This is a genomic window from Streptomyces sp. WM6378, assembly GCF_001279695.1.
GTDB lineage: Bacteria > Actinomycetota > Actinomycetes > Streptomycetales > Streptomycetaceae > Streptomyces.
Genome location: NZ_LGDD01000234.1, coordinates 104,299 through 126,449, shown reverse-complemented (window position 1 = coordinate 126,449; position 22,151 = coordinate 104,299). Strand labels below are relative to the sequence as shown.

Annotated in this window: 21 protein-coding genes; 13 read left to right on the top strand and 8 right to left on the bottom strand. The window is 70.9% G+C overall.

Going from position 1 to position 22,151, the window contains the following annotated elements; all coding sequences use genetic code 11:
- Positions 1–17: 17 nt before the first annotated feature.
- Positions 18–578 carry a hypothetical protein gene (locus ADK54_RS18865; protein ID WP_053726809.1) on the top strand — a complete coding sequence of 187 codons (561 nt, stop codon included), beginning with the start codon at positions 18–20 and terminating at the stop codon, positions 576–578.
- Between the two features lie 4 nt (positions 579–582).
- On the opposite strand, the gene bla is transcribed toward ADK54_RS18865, so the two are convergent.
- The gene (gene bla, locus ADK54_RS18860) at positions 583–1,557 is read right to left on the bottom strand and encodes a class A beta-lactamase (protein ID WP_053726808.1); all 975 of its coding nucleotides are present in this window, start codon (positions 1,555–1,557) and stop codon (positions 583–585) included.
- A gap of 361 nt (positions 1,558–1,918) precedes the next feature.
- On the opposite strand from bla, the gene ADK54_RS18855 reads away from it, so the two are divergent.
- The 4 genes from ADK54_RS18855 (at position 1,919) to ADK54_RS18840 (ending at position 4,977) form a co-directional block, all read left to right on the top strand.
- A complete protein-coding gene (locus ADK54_RS18855; RefSeq protein ID WP_053726807.1) occupies positions 1,919–2,551 on the top strand; it encodes a DUF4956 domain-containing protein in 633 nt (210 codons plus the stop codon).
- Positions 2,548–3,375, top strand: a complete 828-nt coding sequence (locus tag ADK54_RS18850; RefSeq protein WP_053726806.1) for a polyphosphate polymerase domain-containing protein — start codon at positions 2,548–2,550, stop codon at positions 3,373–3,375. Before ADK54_RS18855 ends, ADK54_RS18850 begins: the two co-directional genes overlap by 4 nt.
- Positions 3,376–3,526: 151 nt before the next feature.
- Entirely contained in the window at positions 3,527–4,501 is a 975-nt protein-coding gene (locus tag ADK54_RS18845) for a trypsin-like serine peptidase (protein ID WP_234392128.1), read from the top strand.
- A complete protein-coding gene (locus tag ADK54_RS18840) occupies positions 4,501–4,977 on the top strand; it encodes a GNAT family N-acetyltransferase (RefSeq protein ID WP_053726805.1) in 477 nt (158 codons plus the stop codon). The genes ADK54_RS18845 and ADK54_RS18840 overlap by 1 nt, the downstream gene beginning before the upstream one ends.
- A 186-nt stretch (positions 4,978–5,163) precedes the next feature.
- Here ADK54_RS18840 and ADK54_RS18835 read toward each other — a convergent pair whose 3' ends face one another.
- From ADK54_RS18835 to ADK54_RS18825, 3 genes are all read right to left on the bottom strand, one after another.
- Positions 5,164–5,895 carry an FAD:protein FMN transferase gene (locus ADK54_RS18835; protein ID WP_053726891.1) on the bottom strand — a complete coding sequence of 244 codons (732 nt, stop codon included), beginning with the start codon at positions 5,893–5,895 and terminating at the stop codon, positions 5,164–5,166.
- Positions 5,896–6,046: 151 nt separating this feature from the next.
- A complete protein-coding gene (locus ADK54_RS18830; protein ID WP_053726804.1) occupies positions 6,047–6,469 on the bottom strand; it encodes an FMN-binding protein in 423 nt (140 codons plus the stop codon).
- Positions 6,470–6,501: 32 nt separating this feature from the next.
- Positions 6,502–7,866 carry a ferric reductase-like transmembrane domain-containing protein gene (locus ADK54_RS18825; protein WP_053726803.1) on the bottom strand — a complete coding sequence of 455 codons (1,365 nt, stop codon included), beginning with the start codon at positions 7,864–7,866 and terminating at the stop codon, positions 6,502–6,504.
- 190 nt (positions 7,867–8,056) lie between these two features.
- Here ADK54_RS18825 and ADK54_RS18820 point away from each other — a divergent pair, with 190 nt between their 5' ends.
- Positions 8,057–8,791, top strand: a complete 735-nt coding sequence (locus ADK54_RS18820; RefSeq protein WP_053726802.1) for a response regulator transcription factor — start codon at positions 8,057–8,059, stop codon at positions 8,789–8,791.
- The gene (locus ADK54_RS18815) at positions 8,788–10,242 is read left to right on the top strand and encodes a sensor histidine kinase (RefSeq protein WP_053726801.1); all 1,455 of its coding nucleotides are present in this window, start codon (positions 8,788–8,790) and stop codon (positions 10,240–10,242) included. The genes ADK54_RS18820 and ADK54_RS18815 overlap by 4 nt, the downstream gene beginning before the upstream one ends.
- 69 nt (positions 10,243–10,311) lie before the next feature.
- On the opposite strand, the gene ADK54_RS18810 is transcribed toward ADK54_RS18815, so the two are convergent.
- Entirely contained in the window at positions 10,312–11,847 is a 1,536-nt protein-coding gene (locus tag ADK54_RS18810; protein ID WP_053726800.1) for an LCP family protein, read from the bottom strand.
- A 76-nt stretch (positions 11,848–11,923) separates the two neighbouring features.
- Positions 11,924–12,184, bottom strand: a complete 261-nt coding sequence (locus tag ADK54_RS47580; RefSeq protein WP_053726799.1) for a hypothetical protein — start codon at positions 12,182–12,184, stop codon at positions 11,924–11,926.
- A 155-nt stretch (positions 12,185–12,339) separates the two neighbouring features.
- Between ADK54_RS47580 and ADK54_RS18800 the strand changes: the two genes are divergently transcribed.
- From ADK54_RS18800 to ADK54_RS18785, 4 genes are all read left to right on the top strand, one after another.
- Complete coding sequence (locus ADK54_RS18800) at positions 12,340–13,029, top strand: hypothetical protein (protein ID WP_053726798.1); 690 nt, start codon at positions 12,340–12,342, stop codon at positions 13,027–13,029.
- Between the two features lie 57 nt (positions 13,030–13,086).
- Positions 13,087–13,662, top strand: coding sequence for a TerD family protein (locus tag ADK54_RS18795; protein ID WP_053726797.1), 576 nt, complete (start codon positions 13,087–13,089; stop codon positions 13,660–13,662).
- 192 nt (positions 13,663–13,854) lie between these two features.
- A complete protein-coding gene (locus ADK54_RS18790; RefSeq protein ID WP_053726796.1) occupies positions 13,855–15,783 on the top strand; it encodes a glycoside hydrolase family 5 protein in 1,929 nt (642 codons plus the stop codon).
- 143 nt (positions 15,784–15,926) lie between these two features.
- Positions 15,927–17,333, top strand: coding sequence for a lipase maturation factor family protein (locus tag ADK54_RS18785; protein ID WP_053726795.1), 1,407 nt, complete (start codon positions 15,927–15,929; stop codon positions 17,331–17,333).
- A gap of 27 nt (positions 17,334–17,360) precedes the next feature.
- Here the strand turns inward: ADK54_RS18785 and ADK54_RS18780 are convergent, their stop codons facing one another.
- Positions 17,361–18,743 (bottom strand): FAD-binding oxidoreductase, encoded by a 1,383-nt coding sequence (locus ADK54_RS18780; protein WP_053726794.1) that lies wholly within the window; start codon positions 18,741–18,743, stop codon positions 17,361–17,363.
- 255 nt (positions 18,744–18,998) lie between these two features.
- On the opposite strand from ADK54_RS18780, the gene ADK54_RS18775 reads away from it, so the two are divergent.
- The gene (locus tag ADK54_RS18775; RefSeq protein ID WP_078966463.1) at positions 18,999–20,210 is read left to right on the top strand and encodes a sulfite oxidase; all 1,212 of its coding nucleotides are present in this window, start codon (positions 18,999–19,001) and stop codon (positions 20,208–20,210) included.
- Positions 20,211–20,308: 98 nt separating this feature from the next.
- On the opposite strand, the gene ADK54_RS18770 is transcribed toward ADK54_RS18775, so the two are convergent.
- Positions 20,309–20,941 carry a hypothetical protein gene (locus tag ADK54_RS18770; RefSeq protein WP_234392127.1) on the bottom strand — a complete coding sequence of 211 codons (633 nt, stop codon included), beginning with the start codon at positions 20,939–20,941 and terminating at the stop codon, positions 20,309–20,311.
- A 343-nt stretch (positions 20,942–21,284) separates the two neighbouring features.
- Here ADK54_RS18770 and ADK54_RS18765 point away from each other — a divergent pair, with 343 nt between their 5' ends.
- Complete coding sequence (locus ADK54_RS18765) at positions 21,285–22,124, top strand: SAM-dependent methyltransferase (RefSeq protein ID WP_053726793.1); 840 nt, start codon at positions 21,285–21,287, stop codon at positions 22,122–22,124.
- The last annotated feature ends 27 nt before the right edge of the window (positions 22,125–22,151 follow it).

Here is a 22,151-nt window from a genome sequence, read left to right as displayed (position 1 = left end):
ACGAACGGGGAGGTCGGATGCTGCTGACGTTGACCGGCGGTGCGGGCGCGGGCAAGACGACGCTGGCCGCGGCGCTGGCAGAGACCGCGCCCCGCGCTCCTGTACAGGTCCTGCACGGCGACGACTACTACTTCTCCACCCCGGACCGCGGGGTGTGGGAACCCGACGAGGCGGGGACGCCGCGCCTGGACGTCGGCGATCCCCGCTCGATGGACGCCGAGCGTCTCGGCCGCGACGCCGACGCCGCCCTGGCAACCGCCGCATACGTCATCGTCGACGGCATGTTTGCCCACCACATAGCCCCGGAGACCGCACACGTCCGCTTCGATGTGTTCGTCGACCTGCCGGCCGACCTCCGCCTGGCGCGCAAGATCCGGCGCAAATGCCTGAGCGAGGGCTTCCCCCTCGACGTGCTCCTGCGGAACTACATCGAGCGCCGCCGGGACGCCCACGCACGCCACGTCGAGCCGCTGCGCCACTCCTGCGACCTGGTCGTCGACGCCACCCTGGAGCCACCTGTCTTGGCCCGGGAAGTGTGGTCAGCCATCACCAAGAGGGCTGCCGTCCATGGCAGTTGACCCATCAGTGGGTCTGCTGCACGCCGAGGCCACGTACCAGCGTCGAGGCCGTGCTCGCGATCACCGCGTTGTCCGCGGCGGCGTCGGCGGTCGCGTGGTTGGTGTAGATCGCGATGATCACCGGGTGACCCCCCTTCGGCCAGGCGACGGCGATGTCGTTGGCGGAGCCGTAGGCGTCGCTGGTGCCGGTCTTGTCGCCGACGGTCCAGTCATTGGGCAGCCCGGCGCGGATGCGCTCGTCGCCCGTGACGGTGGCGCGGAGCCAGCCGTTCAACCGGTCCCGGTCCGCGGGCGCCAGGCCGCTGCCGAGTGAGGTCCTTGCGAGGTTGCGGCCCATGGCCGCGGGGGTCGTGGTGTCGCGCCGCTCGCCCGGCTTCCAGACGTTCAAGTCGGGTTCCCAGCGGTCCAGTCGGGAGACCGGGTCACCGAGGGACCGGTAGTAGTGGGTCAGCCCCTGGGGGCCGCCGATGCGGCCGAGCAGCAGGTTGCCCGCCGTGTTGTCGCTTCGCGTGATGGCCGCATGACAGAGATCGGCCACCGTCATTCCCTTGTCGCCCTGGCCCGCGGTGGCCGGGGAATTGGGAACCTCGTCGCTCTTCTTCCAGTGGATGACCTTGTCCATCAGTCCCGGCTCCGAGCGCCGAGCCTTGTCGAGGACGGCGGCGCACACCATGGCTTTGAACGTGGACAGGGAAGGGAACTTCTCGTTGCCCCGGTAGGTGACGGTCCGTCCGGTGGCGGTGTCGAGGGCGTACGCGCCGATCCGTACGTGGTGTGTCCGCTCAAGGCGGCTCAGCTCGTCCGCCACGTCATGTGCGCCGCCCACATGGAGTGGCGCCGGCACCGACGGGGTTGTGATGGAAGTCCGGTCCTGCGCCTCGGCCGCCCGCGCCGTGGACGCGGTACCGGTCGTGAGGACCGCGAGGGCGAGCAGCGCGGCAGGCCACTTCGTACGGGAATGCGCACGGGAGCGGTTCAAGGAGGCAAGTCGTGTCGTTTTGTCTCGCATGGCTCCAGCAGAACAGGCACGGACCGCCGCCGTCCAAGAGGCTTCGCGCGAAGACGGCCATAGCGATCTGCCTATGGCGCCTGTTGAGGGCGGTCGCGGGACGGATGCCCAAGGTCCCGAACACGGAGAGGAATCATCCCCGGCGAGGAGCTCGCAAGAGGGCCGAACGGGACAGCCGTGGTGCCGTATTGGTCATTGACCACCCGGATACATCAATGATCCGTTGGATTTACTGACAAGTTGGCGAACGTTCACTCTGTGGCCTCCTAGAGTCTGGGTTCTCTTCCCGTACGCACACGTACGGACTCGTACACACACAGGGAGCGGAGCCATGGATTCGTTACGTCACCTCGCTGCCCATCTGGGGCTCGACCTCACCGCCATCTGCCTGCTCACGTTCGCGATCTACTATCCGAGGCACCGGCGGCGCGACCTCGTGCCGGCGTATCTCGCCCTGAACGTCGCCCTGTTCACCATCGTCGCGGCGCTCGCCGAAGTGGGCGGCAGCGGCGGGATGGCGCTCGGCTTCGGGCTGTTCGGCGTCCTCTCGATCATCCGGCTGCGCTCCGACGCGGTCCAACACGAGGAAGTGGCCTACTACTTCACCACGCTCGTCCTCGGCCTCATCTGCGGTCTGCCGCACCTCAGGTTCGCCCTGGCCGCCGCGTTGAGTGCCGTTCTGCTGCTTGTCGTCTACGCGGCCGACCACCCGCGCCTGTTCGCCCGCGCCCGGCGCACCGTCATCACCCTCGACACCGTCCACACCGATCCCGCCGCCCTGCGAGCCGACCTGGCGCGGCGCCTGGGCGAGCCCCTCCACTGGACGGTGATGGAGATCGACTTCGTACGGGATCTGATGGTCGTCGACGTCCGCTACCGGGAACCCGAACCGCGGCCCAGCGGGCAGCAGACCAGTCCTGTCGAGGCCCTGCGTCCGACCGCGAGCGCACTGGACGCCGCATGACCATCCAGACGACGGCGGCGCCGGCGGCCGCGGAAGCCGTACGGGCCATCGACGAGGCGGCGCACGGAGCCGATCCGATCTCGCTGGCCGAGCTGAATGAGCGGTCCTCACTGCTCACCCGGTTCGACCGCAGCTACCTCGTGCCCGCCGACACGTTCCTGCGGGTGGTGGGCCGACTCACCGAGGCCCGCCAACCCGGCGGGGCGTTCCGGGCGCTGGCCATCGACGGCCGCCGCGCCTTCCGCTACCACTCGGTCTACTACGACACCCCGGGGCTGCGCTCCTTCCACGACCACCGTCAGGGTCGCCGCCTGCGCTTCAAGATCCGTGAACGCGTCTACGAGGACAGCGGAGAGCGGCAGTTCGAGATCAAGCTCAAGGGCGGCCGCGGCGACACCGTCAAACACCGCTGCCCCCTGACCGGCACGGACAGCCCGCTCGACCCCGCGCGGCAGGCGTTCCTCGCCGACACGCTCAAGCACGCCTACGCGATCGACGCCCCCACCGCGCTGCGGCCCTCCCTGTCCACCGACTATCTCCGGACCACCTTCGTGGCCGACGGACAGCGCATCACGTGCGATGCCGGGCTCGTCTGCGTCGATCTGCGCACCCACCACAGGGTGCGCAGCAACAGTGGTCTCGTCCTCGTCGAGACGAAGTCGGCCGAGCATCTCACCGAGGCCGACCGGCTGTTGCACGCCCACCGGGTACGGCCCGCCGTGTTCACCAAGTACTGCGGCGCGTTCGCGGTGCTGCGTCCCACCCTGCCCGCCAACCGGTGGCGGCGCGCCGCCCGCCAGGCGTTCGGCCCGCAACCCGGTTGACGGCCCATATGGCCGAAAGCCATACCGCGCGCTCGCCGGTGGGGTCACCACGTCACCGGCTCGCCGCGCCAGGGCAACTTCGGGCACTTCTGCCCGCAACCGCGCCAGCCGTATGGTGAGCCGTCACATGTGTCCGGACAGAGGGGTACTGATGGTGCGTAGGACCAGGATCATCCGACAGACCACCGCGGTCGCGGCCGCCCTGCTGCTGTCCGCCGGGCTCGCCCCGGCAGCGTTCGCCGCGGGCTCCCCGCCCACACCGAACCCGGACGCGGCCGCTCTGGGCGCCTACTGGACCCCGGCCCGCATGACGGCCGCACTGCCCGACGACACAAGCCGGAGTGGTTCCCTGGGGGCCCGCACCACATCGCCCACCGTGGACGGGCCCCGGCCCGGCGAGTTCATCCCACCGAGCAAGAGCTTCGACGGCATCCCGCAGGCCGGCACCTTCTTCTGGACCGACGCCTCCGGTACGGGCCGCACATGCAGCGGTTCCGTGGTGCGCAGCCCCGGCCACGATCTGGTCCTCAGCGCCGGGCACTGTCTGAAGGGGTACTCCGGCACCTCTCCCAAGCGCCATCTGGGCTTCGTGCCGCAGTACCACGACGGGCTCACGCCGTTCGGCATCTTCCCCGTCAAGGACAACGGCGTGTACGTCTCGCAGGAGTACTACGACCGGGGTGAACACGCGGGCGCCGCCTATGACTTCGGGTTCGCGGTCACCGAGCCCAACCAGGACGGGAAGCGGCTCCAGGACGCGGCCGGGGCGGTCCAGTTGCTCGTCGAGTCGGGGTACTCGCACGCCCCGGTGCGGATGATCGGCTACCCCGGCGGCGCGCAGAAGCCGCTGGAGTGCCTGAGCTGGACCACGAAGTGGGTCAGCGACGACCCGGCCGACCCGGGCACCTTCGACCGCATCGCCTGCGACGGCTTCGTGGGCGGGACCAGTGGCGGCCCGATGCTGGTGGCGTGGCCCGGCGGCTGGGCGGTGATCGGGGTCATCGGCGGCTACCACACCGGCGGGAACACCCCGCAGGTCTCCTACAGCGCATACTTCGGCGCCGCCACCCGGGCCCTGTACAACGCCGCGACCACCGGCGCCCCGCCGGCGGGACCCGCCTCCTGATGGCCGTGGTGATCACCCTGCGCGAGGTGCGCGACGGCGACCTGCCCGCCTTCTGGGGGCAGCTCTCCGATCCACAGGCGCAGCAGGTGGCCGCGGTCACCAGGGAGTACAACTACGACCGGAAGCAGTTCGACGCCCACTGGGCGCGGGTTCGTGGCGATGCTTCGGTGACGATGCGCACGGTGCTCGCCGACGGTGTGGTGGTCGGCCATGTCGCCCTCTTCGGTCCGCCGGGCGAACGCGAGGTCACGTACTGGATCGACCGGGCGCACTGGGGCCGCGGCATCGCCACCGCGGCCCTGGCGCAGCTGGTCGGCCTCGAAAGCGGCCGCCCGCTGTTCGCGCACGCGGCGGCCGACAACGCCGGCTCGATCCGCGTCCTGGAAAAGTGTGGCTTCGTCGTCACGGGGCACGGCCGGGGTTTCGCGTTCGCCCGTGGCCAGGACATCGACGAAGTGCTGCTCACCCTCGCATAGGTCCTCGGGTTCCGCTGCCGTCGGCAGAGCCGACCCGAACCGGTCGGCCGCGCCTCGGATGCCGGGCGGTGCGAAGAAGCAGCCGGTTGTGGCATCTCGGGTGCCCACCCCGACGAACGATGCCTCCGTGCGCCATGGGTTGCGCCACCATGTCTTCAGCACACATCAACCACCGGGTTGTGTGGGTCAGTTGTTGTGCTGAGCGGCGGGGAAGCGCTCGCTCCGCCACACGTCGCCCGCCGCGGTCACCACCAAGGCTTCGTATGTGCTGTGGGCCCGGGTCCAGGTCCGGGCGGGCGCGTCCCCCATGGCGAAGAGGGCGGTGGCGTATGCATCGACGTCGGTGAGGTGGCGTCCGGTGACGGTGACCGACGCGAGGCCCATGGCGGGCTGCCCGGTGTGTGGGTCGAGAATGTGGTGGCCGCGTTCGGCGGTGCCCGACGTGGCGACGGCGAGGTCTCGGCCGGTGACGACGGTCAGGAGATGGCCGGGGCGCAAGGGGTGCGCGATGCCGACGCGCCAGGCGCTGCCGGGGGCCGACTCGCCCCTGAGCTGGAGGTCGCCGCCACCGTTGACGCACGTGTTCCGGGCCCCGGCGTCGTACAGGATCTGCGAGGCGCGTTCGGTGGCCCAGCCTTTGACCAGGCCGGAGGGATCGAGCCGACCACCAGGGGTGTGGCTGAACCAGCCGTCTGTCGTCGCGGCGGCCCGCGCGCAGAGGGTGAGCACTTCGGCCACCTCGGGCGGGCAGTCACTCACGCCTATGTGGCCCCGCGCCATACGGCTGATCTCGCTGTCGGGCCGGTAGGTGGAGAAGACGGCGTCCACGCGGTGCAGCCAGGCGACGGCCTCGGCGAGGGCGTCGCGGACCGCGGGGGTGGGCCGGTCGCGGATGTCGAAGGAGAAGACGGTGCCCATGACGTGTTCGGCATGGCGCAGGCCCACGGTCGCGCGGGACGGGTGCGGACCTTCGGCCGGACCGGTTGCGTGCGACCCCTCGGCTGCGCCCGTGCTGTGCCGCCCCCCGGCCCCGCGGATGGTGTGCGCACCCTCGCCCGCCCTGGCCACGTCACGCACCGGCCTTGTCCAATGCGCTCTGCAGGGACTGGATGTAGCCCTCGCTGGTGTAGCTCGCGCCCGACACGGCGTCGATCTGGGCGTTCTGCGCACCGAGCGCCTCCTCGGTCAGGCGGGGCACGGCCCGTGCGGCGATCTCCTGGTCGCGCCCGCTCTCGGAGGGCACCTGGAGGACGCGGACGGCGGTGAGGCGCCCCTTGGCGAGGGTGACGGCCACCTGGACCGGCCCGTACCGGGTGTCGATGACGTCTCCGGTGAAGTCGCCGGTACGGGTGCCGGTGGCTGCCTGCCCCGGCGTCGAAGCGGCCGGCCTGGGCGCGGACACGACGGGCGGATGACTCTGATGGGGCTTGAGGGACAGCAGCAGGACCACGCCCGCGGCGGTCGACAGGGTGGTGACGGCGACTCGGCGCACGGCGGGTCTCCTCGGACGGCTCGGGGCGTGCATCAGAACGCGAAGGACTCGTGGTGGATGCGGCGGCGATGCACGCCCGCGCCGCGCAGGGCGTCCAGCGCCGCGTCGGTCATGCCGGGCGGTCCGCACAGGTACACGTCCCGGTCCCTCAGGTCGGGCACGTACTGGAGCAGTGCCGCGGCCGTCAGCGGCAGGCGGTGCGCGGCCGGTTCGTCGACCGAGTACAGGACGCGGGCGCCGCGGGCCGCGGCGAGGGCGTCGAGTTCACCGCGCAGCGCGAGGTCCTCGGGGCGGCGGGCCCAGTAGATGAGGGTGATGTCGCCGGGCAGGGTCTCCAGGAGCGTGCGCAGCGGGGTGATGCCGACGCCGCCGCCCAGGAGCAGGGTCTTGGTCGTGGTGCGGCGGGCCGCGGTGAAGCCGCCGTAGGGGCCCTCGGCCCACACGCGGGTGCCGGGGGCCAGTCGGGCGAGGGCGGCGCTGTGGGTGCCGACGGCCTTCACGGTGATGCGCAGGAAGCGGTGGTGGGCGGGGGCGGAGAGGGAGTACGGGTTGGCGGCCCACCACAGGCCCGGGGTGAGGAAGCGCCAGCGGAAGAACTGGCCTGCCTGCGCGCCGAGTTCGTCGAGGTGCTCGCCGGTGAGGTGGACGGACACCACGCCGGGCGCCTCGCTGCGGACCTCGGCGACGCGCAGGCGGTGGCGCGTTCCGCGGCGGACGGGGACGACGAAGCGGTACCAGGCGAGCAGTGCGGCGATGCCGAGGTACATCGCGTACCAGGCCAGCTGGGCGGACCGGTTGCCGACGAAGTCGGCGCCGTTGGAGAGCTGGTGTCCGAAGACGAGGAAGACCGCGAGGTACGTCGCGAAGTGGAGGTAGTGCCAGGTCTCGTAGCTCAGCCTGCGGCGGGCGGCGCGCGCGGAGATGATGCCGGTGACCACGAGGAGCAGGAACCCGGCGGTGCCCTTCAGGAGGTCCGGATAGTGCAGCACGAGGGTGGTGGTCTGGTTCACCACGTTCGCGTGCGAGGTGACCGCGTAGCCCCAGATGATCAGCAGGGTGTGGGTGAGGGCGAGCGAGAGTGTGTAGCGGCCGCCCATGGCGTGCCAGCGGGCCAGGCGGTCGGTGCCCACACCCCGGTCCAGTAGGGGGACACGGGCCATGAGGGCGAGCAGGACCGCGCAGGCGTATCCGGCGAGGAGCCCGGTGATGCGGCCCCCGTCGGTCAGCCATCCGCCCATGCCGACTACCGATGTGGTGTCGCTCCACCACAGGCCGAGGACCGCCGCGGCCCCGCTCCAGATGAGGATCTGGGCGGCGACGGGTATCCAGGCGGTGCCGCGCGGTGCGGCGTGCGGGACGTGCGCGGCGGGCCGGCTGTCGTACATGCTGGCGGCCATGCGGCCCCCTTTCCGGGCGGCGGACCATGTGGTCCCGCGCCATGTGTGCGGTGCCCGGTCAGCCTCGCACCGGCACTTCTGAGTTCCCTCTGAAAGGGCGACCCGGAACCGGATCCACAGGTGATTCAGAGGAAACTCAGAGCTGTCCGTCACCCCGTCGGCGGGGCGTTCGGGGGATGCTGGAAGCACCATGGAAAACCCCTCACCACCTGCCGTGCTCCGCAGGTCCGACGGCAGTCCCGTCCGGATCCTCGTCGTCGACGACGAGCCCGATCTGACCGAGGTGCTGTCCGGCGCCCTGCGCTCGGAGGGCTGGGACGTCCGCTCGGCCGCCGACGGCGCGAGCGCGCTCAGCACCGCGTCCGCCTTCCGTCCCGACGCGGTGGTCCTGGACTGGATGCTGCCCGATCTGGACGGCCTGCACGTGCTGCGCGAGATGCGGGCCGGCCTGCCGGACGTCTGCGTCCTGTTCCTGACCGCGCGCGACTCCGTCGAGGACCGCATCGCGGGCATCACCGCGGGCGGCGACGACTACGTCACCAAGCCGTTCAGCCTGGAGGAGGTGCTGGCCCGGCTGCGCGGGCTGCTGCGCCGGGCGGGCATGGCACGCGAGCCGGGCGGGAACCGCCTGGTGGTCGGCGACCTCGTGATGGACGAGGACGCGATGGAGGTCAGCCGGGCGGGCCGGCTCGTGGACCTGTCCCGCACCGAGTTCGAGCTGCTGCGCTTCCTCATGCGCAATCCGCGCCGGGTGCTGTCCAAGGACCAGATCCTGGACCGCGTCTGGTCGTACGACTTCGGTGGCCGCGCGCACATCGTCGAGCTGTACATCAGCTATCTGCGCAAGAAGATCGACGCGGGTCGGCCGCCGCTGATCCACACCGTGCGCGGCGTCGGCTACGTATTGAAGCCCGACCCCTCATGAAGCGGCCCGGTCTCCAGAACCTCGCGAGGCGTCTCGGTCTCCCCCGCACGCTGCGGGCCCGCCTCACGGCCGGGCTCGTCCTGCTGCTGGCGCTGGCGTGTCTCGCGGTCGGGGTGACGTCCGTGCTCGCCCTCGAAGGGTTCCTGGTCAGCCGCCTCGACCAGCAGCTCAGCGCGTCCGGCGGCCGGTTCGCGGCCAGTCTCGAACACGACGAGAAGCCCGACGCCGACAACCAGCCGGACACCCGGGGCCAGTCGAACGGCACGTTCGGCGCCCGGCTGCTGCGCGGCGAGACCACCCAGGCCGCCGTGGTGCACGCCCAGACCGACGCCTCCGTGCCGCTCGATGCCGCGGACCGCGCCGCGCTCGCGGCCGTGCCGGTGGACGGGCGGGGCCACGACGTCCGGCTGTCGACGCTGCGTCACTACCGTGTGGTGGCGGTGTCGGGCGACGACGGCGACGTACTGATCACGGGGCTGCCGCTGGAGCCGGTGGAAGAGACCGTGCACCGCTTGGAGATCGTCGAGGCCGTCGTGTTCGGTGCCACCCTCGCGGCCACCGGAATCGCCGGAGCGCTGTGGGTACGGCTCTCGCTGCGGCCCCTGCGCAGGATGGCGGCCACCGCGACCGAGGTCACCCAACTCCCCCTGGCCAGCGGGGAGATCGCGATGCCGGCCCCCGTTCCCGACACGGATCCGCGCACCGAGGTGGGCCGGGTGGGCGCCGCGCTCAACCACATGCTGGGCCACGTCGGGGACGCCCTCGCCCAGCGGCAGGCCGGCGAGGAGCGGCTGCGGCACTTCGCCGCCGACGCCAGCCATGAGCTCCGCACCCCGGTGGCCACCGTGCGGGCCCACGCCGAACTGGCCCTGCGCCACCGGGGCCCCGTACCGGGCGAGGTGCGGCACGCCCTTGAGCGGATCCAGTCCGAGACGCGGCGCATGACCGGGCTCGTCGACGACCTGCTGCTGCTCGCCCGTCTCGACGCGGGCCGCCCCCTCGCGCGCGAGCCGGTCGACCTGACCCGGCTCGCCCTTGACGCGATCGACGACGCGCGGGCCGCCGCCCCTGGTCACCGCTGGCTGCTCGACCTGCCGGAGGAGCCCGTCACGGTGACCGGAGACGAACACCGCCTCCACCAGGTCATCGCCAACCTCCTCACCAACGCCCGCACCCACACCCCGCCCGGCACCGAGATCACCCTCAGCCTCGGCGAAACCGGCACAGGGGCAAGGGAGTTGAGCGTGACGGACACCGGCCCCGGCATCCCGGAGGACCTGCTGCCCGAGGTGTTCCAGCGCTTCACGCGAGCCGGCCACAATCGCGCCAGGTCGGCGGGCTCCGGGCTCGGCCTGGCCATCGTGCTCGCGGTCGTCCAGGCCCACGGGGGAACCGTCGGCGTCACCAGCCGCCCGGGCCACACCGCCTTCCGCGTGACCCTGCCGCGCTGACCACTGTCGCGCCTGACGCAGCGTCACACGCCTTCGCGACAGGGCTACTTGGTGGTTGACCGCGCCGCCTCAGCCGTACGAGAGGTTGGAGCAGAGGTCGTCGTCGGCCGAGCGGGCGGTCCCGGCCACGCCGGTGGGCAGGGCCGTGGGCGCGGGCGATGCGGTGGTGGCGGGCGAGGTGGCGGGCTGCGGGGCGTCGGCGTAGGTCAGGCCGAGGATGACGTTGATCCCGGGCGCCGCGGCCGAGGTGACTTCCGCGCCGGGGAAGACCTGGGCGACCTTCTCGGCCTGGTCCCGCTGCCCGGGTCCGTACTCGATGACCGTCTTGGTCTGCGTGCGGACCATGGCCGGGGTGGTGCCGGTGACGGTGAAGCCGTGTGCTTTGAGCGCGTCCGCGGCGCGGGCGGCGAGGCCGGTGACGGTGGTGCCGTCGTAGACGGCGACGGAGATGCCCGTGCTCGCGACCGGCGCGCCGCCGCTCGGCGAGGGGGAAGCCGCGGCGACCTGCTCGGTCTGGTGGTTGCTCGCGTCCTGCCCGTCGAGAGTGCGGTCGGCCTTCAGCGCGGCCCACAGTGCTTCGGCGTCGGGGTGGACGATGGCGACCCGTTCACCCTGGTAGCGCCACGGCAGGGTGATGAACTTCGTGTTGTGCAGATCTATGTCGCGCAGCGACATGGCGAACGAGATCAGCTTGTCGGCGGAGCCCAGTTCGGGGTCCACGGTCAGGGACTGTGTGGCGGCGTCCGCGAGGGGAAACAGTTTGGTGGGGCTCAGGCCGTCGCTCTTGACCTTCTTGATGAGCGAGGCGAGGAAGGCCTGTTGGCGCTGTATCCGGCCTATGTCGGAGCCGTCGCCGATGCCGTGCCGGATGCGTACGTAGTCCAGGGCCCGCTGTCCGGAGACGGTCTGCGGGCCCTTGGCGAAGATCTGGTCGCCACGGGTGGTGCGGTTGGGGTTGAGGTCCCTCTGGTAGACGTCCTGCGGCAGACAGACCTGGACGCCGCCGACGGCCTCGGTCATCTTCGCGAAGCCCTTGAAGTCGACGACCATGGTGTGGTCGACGCGCAGCCCGGTCAGCTTCTCCACGGTGTTCTGGGTACAGGCGGGGTTGCCCTTGGCGCTCTCGCCCACCGAATAGGCCGCGTTGAACATGGTGTGGGTCTGCGGCTTGGTCCACGTGCCGTCGGGCAGTTTGCAGGACGGGATGTCCACGAGGGTGTCGCGCGGGATGGACACCGCGACGGCATGCTTGTGGTCGGCGTACACATGCAGCAGGAAGGCCGTGTCGGAGCGCCCTATGTCGTCCTTGTCACCACCGCCGAGTTCACTGTTGCCGCCGATGCGCGCGTCCGTGCCGATGACCAGGACGTTCGTGCCCTGGGTCGAGGCCGGCGGGCGATCGCCGGAGACGCCGTCCGCGTTGAACGTGTCGATGTTCCCGTCGAGCCGCAGATAGGCCCAGCCCGCGCCCGCCGTCACCAGGACGAGCAGGGCCAGCGCGATGCCCAGGCCCAGCCGTACCCCTCTGTGCTTGCGCTGTCGCCCACTCACCCCGGCCCCACCACTTCGCCCCGACCCCTCTCGTCCGCCCCGACCGCCTGCCATGCGCGTGCTCCCCATTCCTTCCGGCCCGCCCCGAAGGGGATGGGCCGCCCCCACCAAATAGTACTGGCGTGCCCACTCAGGGGCTGGCGCCGTCGAATCCGTAGCGCAAGGGCTCCTCATGGCTGCGGTGGTCGCGACGGTAGACGTACACCGCGTCGGCACGCACCCCAGGCACGGGCGACCGCCACTCACAGGGGTACGTCACCTGCACCACCGCCGGGCGGCCTCTGACATACATGCGCAACCCGTCCGCAGGGCCACCCGCCAGCACCGCGACCTCCCTGCGCAGCTCGCTGCCCACACCCGTCCCGCCCCCTGCATCCGTCCCCGCATCCATGCATTCACTTTAAAGCTTGCGCAATAATTGAACTATGGTGAGGTCCGTCACGCGGCGGGCCGAACACCACGACTGCGGCAACACGCCGCGTACGCACGGCGAACACGACACGCCACCAGCGGACCCCTCACCGGGGACACACCATCGGGGGAGACATGAGCCGTTCCGACGACGGGCTGCGCGAGCAGGACGCGCAGGAGTTCGCACGCCTCCTCCAACTCGCCCTGAAATCAAGGGAGATCAAGGGTCTGCTCCGATCCGCGGGGCACGCCGTCGACGCGGATCGACTGCGCAGCGAGGCCCTCCGGGAGCGCGCCCGCATCGCGGCGTCCGCGGCCTGCGAGTACCGGGCCTTCCTCCGCGCGGCGGCCGCCACCGGCGTCCGGGCCGAGGCACCCCCGGAGCCGCTCGACGACATACCTGAGGCCGAACGCGGCGGACTGCTCGCCGTCCTGGCCGTTCTGACACCGGCGCTGTCGGCCATGGCCGCGGCCCTGCTGCTCCTCATCGGGTACGCACTGCATCTGGTCGGCCTCCACGCCCACTTGGCGCGGGGGTTGCACAACGCGGGCTGGATGTTCGCGGGCCTCGCCGCGCTCAGCGCGCTGCCGGGCCTTGTGGCACTCCTCGTCACCGCGGCACGCAACCGGCCCGCGGCACAAGCCGGAACCGCACCGCAGGCCGGACCCACACCGCATCCCGAGGCGGTCCGAGCGTACGAGCTCTGGCGCCAGGCCCTGCTGGAGCGCGGGATCCTGCCCCATCTGCGCGAGCGCACAGCAGCCGCGAGCCGCGCCTCCGGCACTGATCCACATTTCAGGGATTGCGCAAACAGGGAACCGTAGTGATGTTCCGGGCGTTGTAATCGGGGGACGGAACCGGCACAACCACGGAGGAAGAACATGGGCGTGAGCTTGGCCAAGGGCGGCAATGTCTCGCTGAGCAAGGAAGCCCCCGGGCTGACGGCCGTCACGGTCGGCCTGGGCTGGGACGTGCGGACGACCACGGGCACGGATCACGACCTCGACGCCAGCGCGCTGCTGTGCAACGAGAGCGGCAAGGTGCTCTCCGACAGCCACTTCGTCTTCTACAACAACCTGACCAGCCCGGACGGTTCGGTCCAGCACACCGGAGACAACCTCACCGGCGAGGGCGAGGGTGACGACGAGACGATCAACATCGACCTCACCGCGGTCCCCGGCCCGGTCTCGAAGATCGTCTTCCCGGTCTCGATCCACGACGCGCAGGCCCGCGGCCAGAGCTTCGGCCAGGTGCGCAACGCCTACATCCGCGTGATCAACCAGGCGGGCGGGGCCGAACTGGCCCGCTACGACCTGAGCGAGGACGCCTCGACGGAGACGGCGATGGTCTTCGGAGAGCTCTACCGCCACGGAGCCGAGTGGAAGTTCCGCGCCGTCGGCCAGGGTTACGCATCCGGCCTGGCCGGCATCGCATCCGACTACGGCGTCAACGTCTGACCGCCCGGCCGCACACCCCGCCGCCCCCTCTTCATCAGGGTGGGCGGCGGGGCCCGCTTGGCGATTCCTTTACCGCGCAGCCCGTTGTACCCGACGGTAACAGCGATCCATGCTGCTGTCGGCCGGTCACATCCGATATCCGCCGACCGCCCCAACCCGGCTTCCAGGGCGGTCAATTGAGACGGAGTACGGATGTTGGGGCTTCTGCCGCGCTGCACACTGGCCCTTGCCGCGCTCGCCGCTCTGCTCGTCGGCAGTCCCGCGGGCGCGGCACCACAAGCGAGCGCGGTGACCGCGAGCACCGCGGGCCCGACGCAGCGCACCGGGCCGCTCGCCGAATCCTGGACCGGGCCGCTGTCCACCCGGGGCCGCTACATCGTCGACGCGACCGGCGCCCGTTTCAAACTCAAGTCAGCCAACTGGGGTGGTGCACAAGGCAGTTGGTCAGGATCCGGTGACATCGACGACCCCGCCAACCACCATGCGGGCGAGGACTCGTACAACATGCCCGTCGGCATCGACCGGGTGCCGATCGCCCAGCTGCTGGCCGACTTCCACCGCCTGGGCATCAACAGTGTGCGGCTCCCCTTCTCCAACGCGCTCATCCACGACACCACCCCCGTCCCGGACGGCGCGGTCGCCGCCAACCCGCAGCTCCGGGGCAGCACCCCGCTCCAGGTGTACGACGCCGTCGTGTCCGCCCTCACCGGGGACGGCTTCGCCGTCATCCTCAACAACCACACCACCACGGCACGTTGGTGCTGCGGCCTCGACGGCAACGAACGCTGGAACACCTCGCAGTCGACCGCCCAGTGGGTGGACGACTGGGCGTTCATGGCGGGCCGCTACCGGGACAACAAGCGGGTGGTCGGCGCCGACCTGTACAACGAAGTGCGGCGCAACGTCCTGGACGACCCCAACTGGGGCAACGGCGACGACCACGACTGGTTCACCGCCGCGCAGGAGGCGGCCGACCGGATCCTCACCACGGCCGATCCGGATCTGCTCGTCATCATCGAGGGGATCAACTGGACCGGCATCCCGGCCGACGGCCTCCCCCACGGCCGCCCCACGCTCACCCCCGTCCGCACCCTCTCGCACACCCTGCTGCGGTCCGGGAAGCTGGTGTATTCGGCGCACTTCTACGGCTTCACCGGCCCCAACCACTCGGGCGCTTATGGCACCGGCGAGACCCACGACCCGCGCTACCAGGACCTGTCCCCGGCCGACCTGTACGACGTACTGCGCCAGGAGGCGTTCTTCGTCACCGACGAGGGCCGGCACTACACGGCGCCGCTGTGGGTCAGCGAATTCGGCACGGGAGCCTCGGAGACGGACCCCAAGGCGCGCGCCTGGTTCGCCAATTTCACGGACTACCTCGCCGCGAACGACACGGACTTCGGGTACTGGCCGCTGGTGGGCCTGCGCGGACCGGCCGGCCAGGGCGACGACTTCGCCCTGCTGCGGTACGACCCCGACGGGCACCGCTCCGGACTCCTCGACGGGACGGACCGGCGCGCGGCGGGCTGGCAGGCCCTGCTCGACTCCCCTTCCCGCACAGGCCTGATCGCGACACCGGCCCGTTGGAACATGCTGGACCTCGACCATGCGGACGCCGTGCGTTCGCTGCGCGTCGCGGCCCTTGGCGACTGGGACCCGGGTGCCCGCAAGGGGGTCTGCCCCGATGGCCAGCGGCTGATCGGCCTGGCCCACGGAGGCGGCCGCGGGCTGTGCACCGACGCGGGTACGGGCGACCTGCGCGCGGCGGGTGACGCGTACACCGTCGTACGCGACGAGCGGTACGTCACCCACGGGGACTGGGCCGGCGGCTACACGAAGCTGGAGTGCCCGGCCGGCCAGTTCCTGACCGGCTACGGCGTGCGGGGCGAGGCGACTGCCTCGGCCCTGTGCGTCCCCGCCCGCGACCGTCTCGGGACGACCGGGCGAACCGTCTGGTTCGACCGGGGCGACAACCGCCCGGCCGGTTCCCCCGGCGGGGAATTCGCGTACGGCCGCTACAAGGGGCAGTGCGGCGTGGCGGAATACGCGGCCGGAATCGCCTTCACCGCCCGCGCCGGAGCCTCCCCGGCACCGGCCGCCCTGCTGTGCCGCGCCCTGTAGGAACCGACCTGGTCCGATGATCACGGTTCTGGCGCGAGCGGGTGAAGCGGTCGTCCACCGCCTCGACGCGACACCTCGATCCCCGCTACGAAGAGGGCGCACACTCTCCCCGCTGCCCACTCGGACCAGGAGGCGCCTTCGCCGTGGAGTGGTTCTCGTCGTCGGCGTACTGGCTCGGACGGCTGGTGTTCCAGCGCTCCCTGGCCGCCGTCTACGTGGTGGCGTTCCTGTCGGCGGCCCTCCAGTTCCGGGCGCTCATCGGGGAACGCGGAATGCTGCCCGTGCCCGCCTTCGTCCGGCGCATGCCGTTCCGCAGCGCGCCCAGCCTGTTCCAACTGCGCTATTCCGACCGGCTGTTCGCCTCGTCTGCGTGGACCGGCGTGCTCCTCGCCGGGGCCGTGGTGGCGGGGGCAGCCGACGCCGTGCCGCTCTGGGCCGCGATGGTGTGCTGGGCGGTGCTGTGGGCGCTGTACCTGTCGATCGTCAACGTCGGCCAGACCTGGTACGGCTTCGGCTGGGAGTCGCTGCTCCTGGAGGCCGGATTCCTCGCGGTCTTCCTGGGCAACGACGAGGTCGCCCCGCCGGTGGTCCTGCTGTGGCTGCTGCGCTGGGTCCTGTTCCGCGTCGAGTTCGGCGCCGGGCTGATCAAGATGCGCGGCGATCCGTGCTGGCGCGATCTGACCTGCCTGTACTACCACCACGAGACCCAGCCGATGCCCGGCCCGCTGAGCTGGTTCTTCCACCATCTCCCCAAGCCGCTCCACCGCGCCGAGGTGGCCGCCAACCATGTCGTCCAACTCATCGTGCCCGTAGCCCTGTTCACCCCGCAACCGGTGGCGAGCATCGCCGCGTGCCTCATCATCTGCACCCAGCTGTGGCTGGTCCTGTCCGGCAATTTCGCCTGGCTGAACTGGCTGACCATTGTCCTCGCCGCCTCCGCCCTGGACGGCTCCCTCATCACCGAGCCGCCCTTGCTGCCCGGTCCCCCGCTCTGGTACGAGATCCTGGTCATCCTGATCGCCGTGCTCGTACTGGCGCTCAGCTATCGGCCCGCCCGCAATCTCCTCTCGCATCAGCAACGTATGAACACGACGTACGAACCGCTGCATCTGGTGAATTCCTACGGAGCGTTCGGAAGCATCACGCGGATCCGGCACGAGGTCGTCGTCGAAGGGACGGCCGACGAGGAGATCACCCCGCAAACGGTCTGGCGGGAATACGAATTCCACGGGAAGCCGGGCGATGTGCGGCGCCTCCCGCGCCAGTTCGCGCCCTATCATTTGCGGCTCGACTGGCTGCTCTGGTTCCTCGCGCTCTCGCCGTCGTACGGATACTCCTGGTTCGGCGGATTCGTCGAACGGCTGCTGGTCAACGACCGGGACACCCTGCGTCTGCTGCGGCACAACCCCTTCCCGGACGCCCCGCCGGTGTTCATCCGCGCCCGCATGTGGCGCTACCGCTTCACCACCTGGCAGGAACTCCGTGCGACCGGAGCGTGGTGGCACCGTGAGGCGCCCCGCGAGTTCCTCCCCCCGACAACACTGCGCTGAAGCACCCGTCCCGGGATCCGCCCGCCATTACACGGCGGCGGGCTCGATGTTCTGGTTGGCGTGGAACAGGTTGTGCGGGTCGTACAGCCGCTTGATCGAGGCCAGACGGTCGTAGTGGTCGCGGTATGTGGCCTTCACCCGGTCCTGGCCCTCGCCTGCACCGATGAAGTTCACATAGGAACCACCCATCGAGTGTGGGTGCAGCTCACCCCAGTAGTCGACGCACCACTGCCGGACGACTTCGGCGTTGGCTGGGTCGGGGTCGATGCCGGCGATGACTCCGGACCACACGGCGTCCCGGTAGGCCCAGGCGGTGTCCTTCTGGGCGATGCGGTGGGCGGCGCCGTCGACCGGGTAGAGGTGCATCGTCGACAGGTCGGTGGGCAGGCCTTCCGCGTACTTGGCGTGCACGTCGATGGCCCCGTCCGTGATCCGGTCGAAGAAGTCCCCTCGCCAGTACCACTGCAGCCCCTTGGGGATCAGCTCGTCGAACATGGTCTGCAGCATGGGGTACGGCATCGGGCTCGTGAAGTGGAAGGTGGGCGGGCCCGCCTCGTTCACCGGCTCGAAGGTCTTGTCGGCGGCGTCCGGGTCGCCCGTCCAGCACCACACCACGCCGCACATCTTGTGGCCGTGGATCTCCTCGGGGAACGGCGGCCCCGGCGGGACGACCAGCTCGGCGAAGAAGCCGTTCAGGTCGTTGGGCGCCTGCGGCAGGAAGTCGCGGTACCACCGCAGCACGTCACCGATCCGGTCCAGCGTCCACAGGGTCACCCCGAGCACCACGGTGTGCACGGGGTGCAGCCGGAAGGTGAAGGAGGTGACGACGCCGAAGTTGCCTCCGCCGCCGCGCAGCGCCCAGAACAGGTCGGGGTTGTCGCGTTCGGTGGCGGTGACGAAGGAGCCGTCGGCGAGCACCACGTCCGCGGCGAGGAGGTTGTCCGCGGTCAGGCCGTACTTGCGGGTCAGGTGGCCGTGGCCGCCGCCGAGGGTGAGGCCGGCGATGCCCGTGGTGGACATGATTCCGGCGGGGGTGGCGAGGCCGAATCCGTGGGCCGCGTGGTCGAGGTCGCCGAGCACGCTTCCGCCGCCGACCTGGGCGGTCTCCGTCACGGGGTCGACGCGCGCCCAGCGCATCGGCGACAGGTCGAGGGTGACGCCGTCGTCCACCAGGCACAGCCCGGCGCCGCTGTGTCCGCCTCCGCGCACCGCCAGTTCGAGGCCGTGGTCCCGGACGAAGTCGACCGCGTCGATGACATCGGCGGTGTCCGTGCAGCGCACCACAGCGGCTGGTCTTCGATCGATCATCGCGTTGTAGATCGTGCGGGCCTCGTCGTACTCCGGGTCCTTCGGGCCGATGACCGGGCCGCGCAGCACGGTCCGCATCGCCTCCAGCGTCGTGCCGTCCATGACGATCTCCTTGCAGAGGGCACGGTGGGGGCCCGTGTCCGCCCGGCGCTTCCCCTGCTGGGCCGCCGGTGGTGACACGCGCGCGCCGGTGCCCCGGCACCTTCTCGGCCGCAAACACGATCGGGCGCCACAGGGCTGACCCTTCAAGCGTCCCGCCGGACGAGCGGACCCGCAATCGGTGGCTCACGGGCCCGTGATCGGTGGCTCGGCATCGGCGAGATGCCGGGATCCGGTCCCCGGGCGCACCATGGAGTCATGGACCGTCGCATCGGTGCCATCAGTCCACCGGGGCGCCTCGCCGAGCCGGCCGAGGGCATCAGCCCCGAGGAACTGGCGCTCGCGACCCGCAATCACGGCATGCCTCTGGAGTCCCTGCGGTACGACGTCACACCGCCGGGGTTGCACTATGTGCTGGTCCACTACGACATCCCGGCTGCGGATGCTGGCTCATGGGCGCTCACCCTACGTGGCCGGGTCCGTACCCCCCTCACTCTCGACATGGCGGCGCTGCGGTCCTTCCCGGCCGTCACGCACCGGGTGACGATGGAATGCGCGGGCAACGGCCGGGCCCGGCTCGCGCCGAGGCCCGTGAGCCAGCCCTGGCTCGTCGAGGGGATCGGAACCGCCGAGTGGACGGGCGTACCGCTGCACACACTCCTAGCGGAGTGCGGTGTGGCACCTGACTCCGTCGATGTGGTCTTCACCGGCGCCGACCACGGCCTGGAGCGCGGCGTCGAACAGGACTATCGGCGCAGCCTGCCGGTGGAGGTGGCCACCGGCCGCGACCCCGAAGTCGTCGTGGCCTACGCGATGAACGGCGCTCCCCTGCCACCGCAGCACGGATATCCACTGCGGCTCGTCGTTCCCGGGTGGTACGGCATGGCGCACGTGAAGTGGCTGCGCGACATCACCGTCATCAACACGGAGTTCACGGGGTTCCAGCAGCAAGTGGCCTACCGATACCGGCAGTCGGCGGACGATCCGGGCGAGCCGGTGATCCGGATGGCCCCGCGCGCGCTGATGATCCCGCCCGGCTTCCCGGACTTCATGTCCCGTACTCGTGTGGTGCGGCCCGGGCCGCAGTTCCTGGAAGGCCGTGCCTGGTCCGGCCTGGCCCCCGTCGTACGGGTCGAGGTGAGCACGGAGGGCGGACGCGGCTGGTACGACGCCGAACTCGACGGGTCGCCGCACGGCCATGAATGGGCCTGGCGGCACTGGCAGGCACCCTGGACGGCGAAGCCCGGCACCCATGTCCTGAGCGTCCGGGCCACCGATGCGGAGGGCAACTCCCAGCCTCTGACGCAGAGTTGGAACCGAGGAGGCTTCGGCAACAACCTCGTACAGCGGGTGGAGGTGCTGTGCGTGGCGTTGGCCGCGCCCGACGACGGCGACCCGGGCGCCGCCGGGGCCGTCGACCACGCCGGGTCCCCCGCCCACTCCCCCGCCCACTCCCGCCCACGCTCCTGACGGGCGGCGCGACGAGAGGTGCGACGCTGTGGGTCAGGAGCACGGGCCGACGGAGCGGATCGGTGGAGGGGGCCGACGGAGGGGGAGAACAGCGCGGGTCAGCGGATGATCTGGTCGCCGTCGGGCACGTCCTGGACCGTCACGATGTGGCGGGCCCGGCCGAGCCCGTCGGCCACGCTGCGGGCGATGCCGTCGAGGTCCTGGCCGGTCGGGACCGGGACCTGTTCCCCGTCGCCGTAGCTCTCGATCGCCTTCGTGAAGTAGCTCGGGTGCCAGGCGCCGACCGCTCCCCTGACCTCGATCGCGGTCACCGGCCGACCGCCGACGAGGGCCTTGAGAGCGGGCAGTATCTCGTCGGAACGCAGCTCGCCCGGCACCTGGAACAGGCTGGCGTGCGCACCCACCAGGCCGCCGCCGCGCAGCCGGACCGTCACGGTCAGGCAGCTGGTGACACTCGGGTACGTGATGACACCGCCCGGGGCGACCTCCCTCACCTGCCCCTCCGAGACCGTCGCTTCGAGCGGCGCCTTGGTGCCCCGCGCGACAGCCTCGGCAGCGATGCCCTGCCCGCCCTTCGCCGACTCGTGTGTGCGCGCCTGGGCCGGCGACCCGGCCCGGATCTCCAACGCGAGCAGCGCCAACGGAAGCACCAGGGCGCCGGCCGTGGCGGCTCTCCAAGGCGTCGGCCGGCCGGTGCCGCGGGTGGACTGACGGGTGCGCGGGAAAAGCACGTGAACTCCTGGCGGGTGAAGCAGAGTCGGCCACACATCTGTGGCCGGCCGATGGTCAGCCGACAACTGTACGCAGCGGAACGGTCGCCGACCTACCCGAGCCATGTGCGCAGGCCACATATGCTTGGCCACCATGTGGCCGCGCGCCATAGCCGTCTCACCCATGTGGCCGCGCCACATGGCTCGGCGCACCCGGCGCGCCTCGGCCGACAGCTCTCCACGGCCGGCCCGCGTGGCCGAATTGGCCCTCCTGATCTCGGCGGAATGCTCGGTTAACGTCACTTTCAGCAGACGTGGACGACCGCGTAAGCGCCAGCGCAACAGCAAGGCAAGGACAGCAGCGATGAGCCAAGAGAGCACGGCCGGTGCCGCCGAGTCGGCACGCCGCTATTACGACACGAGCGACGTCGACGCCTTCTACGCCGAGGTCTGGGGTGGCGAGGACATCCACACCGGGATCTACACCCACGAGCGGGAGCCGGTCGCCGCTGCCTCCCGGCGCACGGTCGAGACGGCGGCGTCGAAGATCGCCGACCGGCTCACACCCGCCTGCACGGTGCTGGATCTGGGGTCCGGATACGGCGGCCCGGCCCGCCATCTGGCGGCCGAGTTCGGCTGCCGGGTCGTCGCGCTGAACATCAGCGAGGGGCAGAACGACCGGCACCGCAAGACCAATGCCGAGCGCGGGCTCGACGGGCTCATCGAGGTGGTCGCCGGTTCCTTCCAGGACATTCCCTACCCGGCGGAGCGGTTCGACGTCGTGTGGTCGCAGGAGGCCTTCTGTCACAGCGGGGACCGTGAGCGGCTGCTCAGCGAGGCCGTTCGGGTCCTCAAGCCGCAGGGCGCCTTGGTCTTCACCGACCTCATGGCGGCCGATTCCGCGCCGGCCGAGGCGCTGCGCCCGGTGGTGGCCCGCCTCGGTGTGGAGGAGTTCGCCACGCCGTCGTTCTATCTCCACCAGCTGGCCCAACTCGGCCTGCCCCACGTCGAGTTCGACGATCGTAGCGACCAGCTGCTCACCCACTATCTCCGGCTCACCGAAGAGACCCGGAGTCGCGCCACGGAACTGCGGGACGTCATCAGCCCGGCTTATGTGGAGAGCCTCCTGGAGAATCTGCCGCTGTGGGTGGATGCCTGTCGTGAGGGGCGTCTGAGCTGGGGCATCTTCACCTGTCACCGATAGCGAACCCGGGCCGCCGACCAGGCCCTC

What these genes read in the sequence shown, in the direction of transcription:
- ADK54_RS18810 (WP_053726800.1), bottom strand. Translation starts at nt 11,847, where the DNA reads ATGGCAGGCGGTCGGGGCGGACGAGAGGGGTCGGGGCGAAGTGGTGGG.
- ADK54_RS18845 (WP_234392128.1), top strand. Translation starts at nt 3,527, where the DNA reads ATGGTGCGTAGGACCAGGATCATCCGACAGACCACCGCGGTCGCGGCC.
- ADK54_RS47580 (WP_053726799.1), bottom strand. Translation starts at nt 12,184, where the DNA reads ATGGATGCGGGGACGGATGCAGGGGGCGGGACGGGTGTGGGCAGCGAG.
- ADK54_RS18795 (WP_053726797.1), top strand. Translation starts at nt 13,087, where the DNA reads ATGGGCGTGAGCTTGGCCAAGGGCGGCAATGTCTCGCTGAGCAAGGAA.
- ADK54_RS18865 (WP_053726809.1), top strand. Translation starts at nt 18, where the DNA reads ATGCTGCTGACGTTGACCGGCGGTGCGGGCGCGGGCAAGACGACGCTG.
- ADK54_RS18790 (WP_053726796.1), top strand. Translation starts at nt 13,855, where the DNA reads ATGTTGGGGCTTCTGCCGCGCTGCACACTGGCCCTTGCCGCGCTCGCC.
- ADK54_RS18800 (WP_053726798.1), top strand. Translation starts at nt 12,340, where the DNA reads ATGAGCCGTTCCGACGACGGGCTGCGCGAGCAGGACGCGCAGGAGTTC.
- ADK54_RS18825 (WP_053726803.1), bottom strand. Translation starts at nt 7,866, where the DNA reads ATGGCCGCCAGCATGTACGACAGCCGGCCCGCCGCGCACGTCCCGCAC.
- ADK54_RS18855 (WP_053726807.1), top strand. Translation starts at nt 1,919, where the DNA reads ATGGATTCGTTACGTCACCTCGCTGCCCATCTGGGGCTCGACCTCACC.
- ADK54_RS18780 (WP_053726794.1), bottom strand. Translation starts at nt 18,743, where the DNA reads ATGGACGGCACGACGCTGGAGGCGATGCGGACCGTGCTGCGCGGCCCG.
- ADK54_RS18775 (WP_078966463.1), top strand. Translation starts at nt 18,999, where the DNA reads ATGGACCGTCGCATCGGTGCCATCAGTCCACCGGGGCGCCTCGCCGAG.
- ADK54_RS18765 (WP_053726793.1), top strand. Translation starts at nt 21,285, where the DNA reads ATGAGCCAAGAGAGCACGGCCGGTGCCGCCGAGTCGGCACGCCGCTAT.
- ADK54_RS18835 (WP_053726891.1), bottom strand. Translation starts at nt 5,895, where the DNA reads ATGGGCACCGTCTTCTCCTTCGACATCCGCGACCGGCCCACCCCCGCG.
- ADK54_RS18815 (WP_053726801.1), top strand. Translation starts at nt 8,788, where the DNA reads ATGAAGCGGCCCGGTCTCCAGAACCTCGCGAGGCGTCTCGGTCTCCCC.
- ADK54_RS18850 (WP_053726806.1), top strand. Translation starts at nt 2,548, where the DNA reads ATGACCATCCAGACGACGGCGGCGCCGGCGGCCGCGGAAGCCGTACGG.
- ADK54_RS18840 (WP_053726805.1), top strand. Translation starts at nt 4,501, where the DNA reads ATGGCCGTGGTGATCACCCTGCGCGAGGTGCGCGACGGCGACCTGCCC.
- ADK54_RS18820 (WP_053726802.1), top strand. Translation starts at nt 8,057, where the DNA reads ATGGAAAACCCCTCACCACCTGCCGTGCTCCGCAGGTCCGACGGCAGT.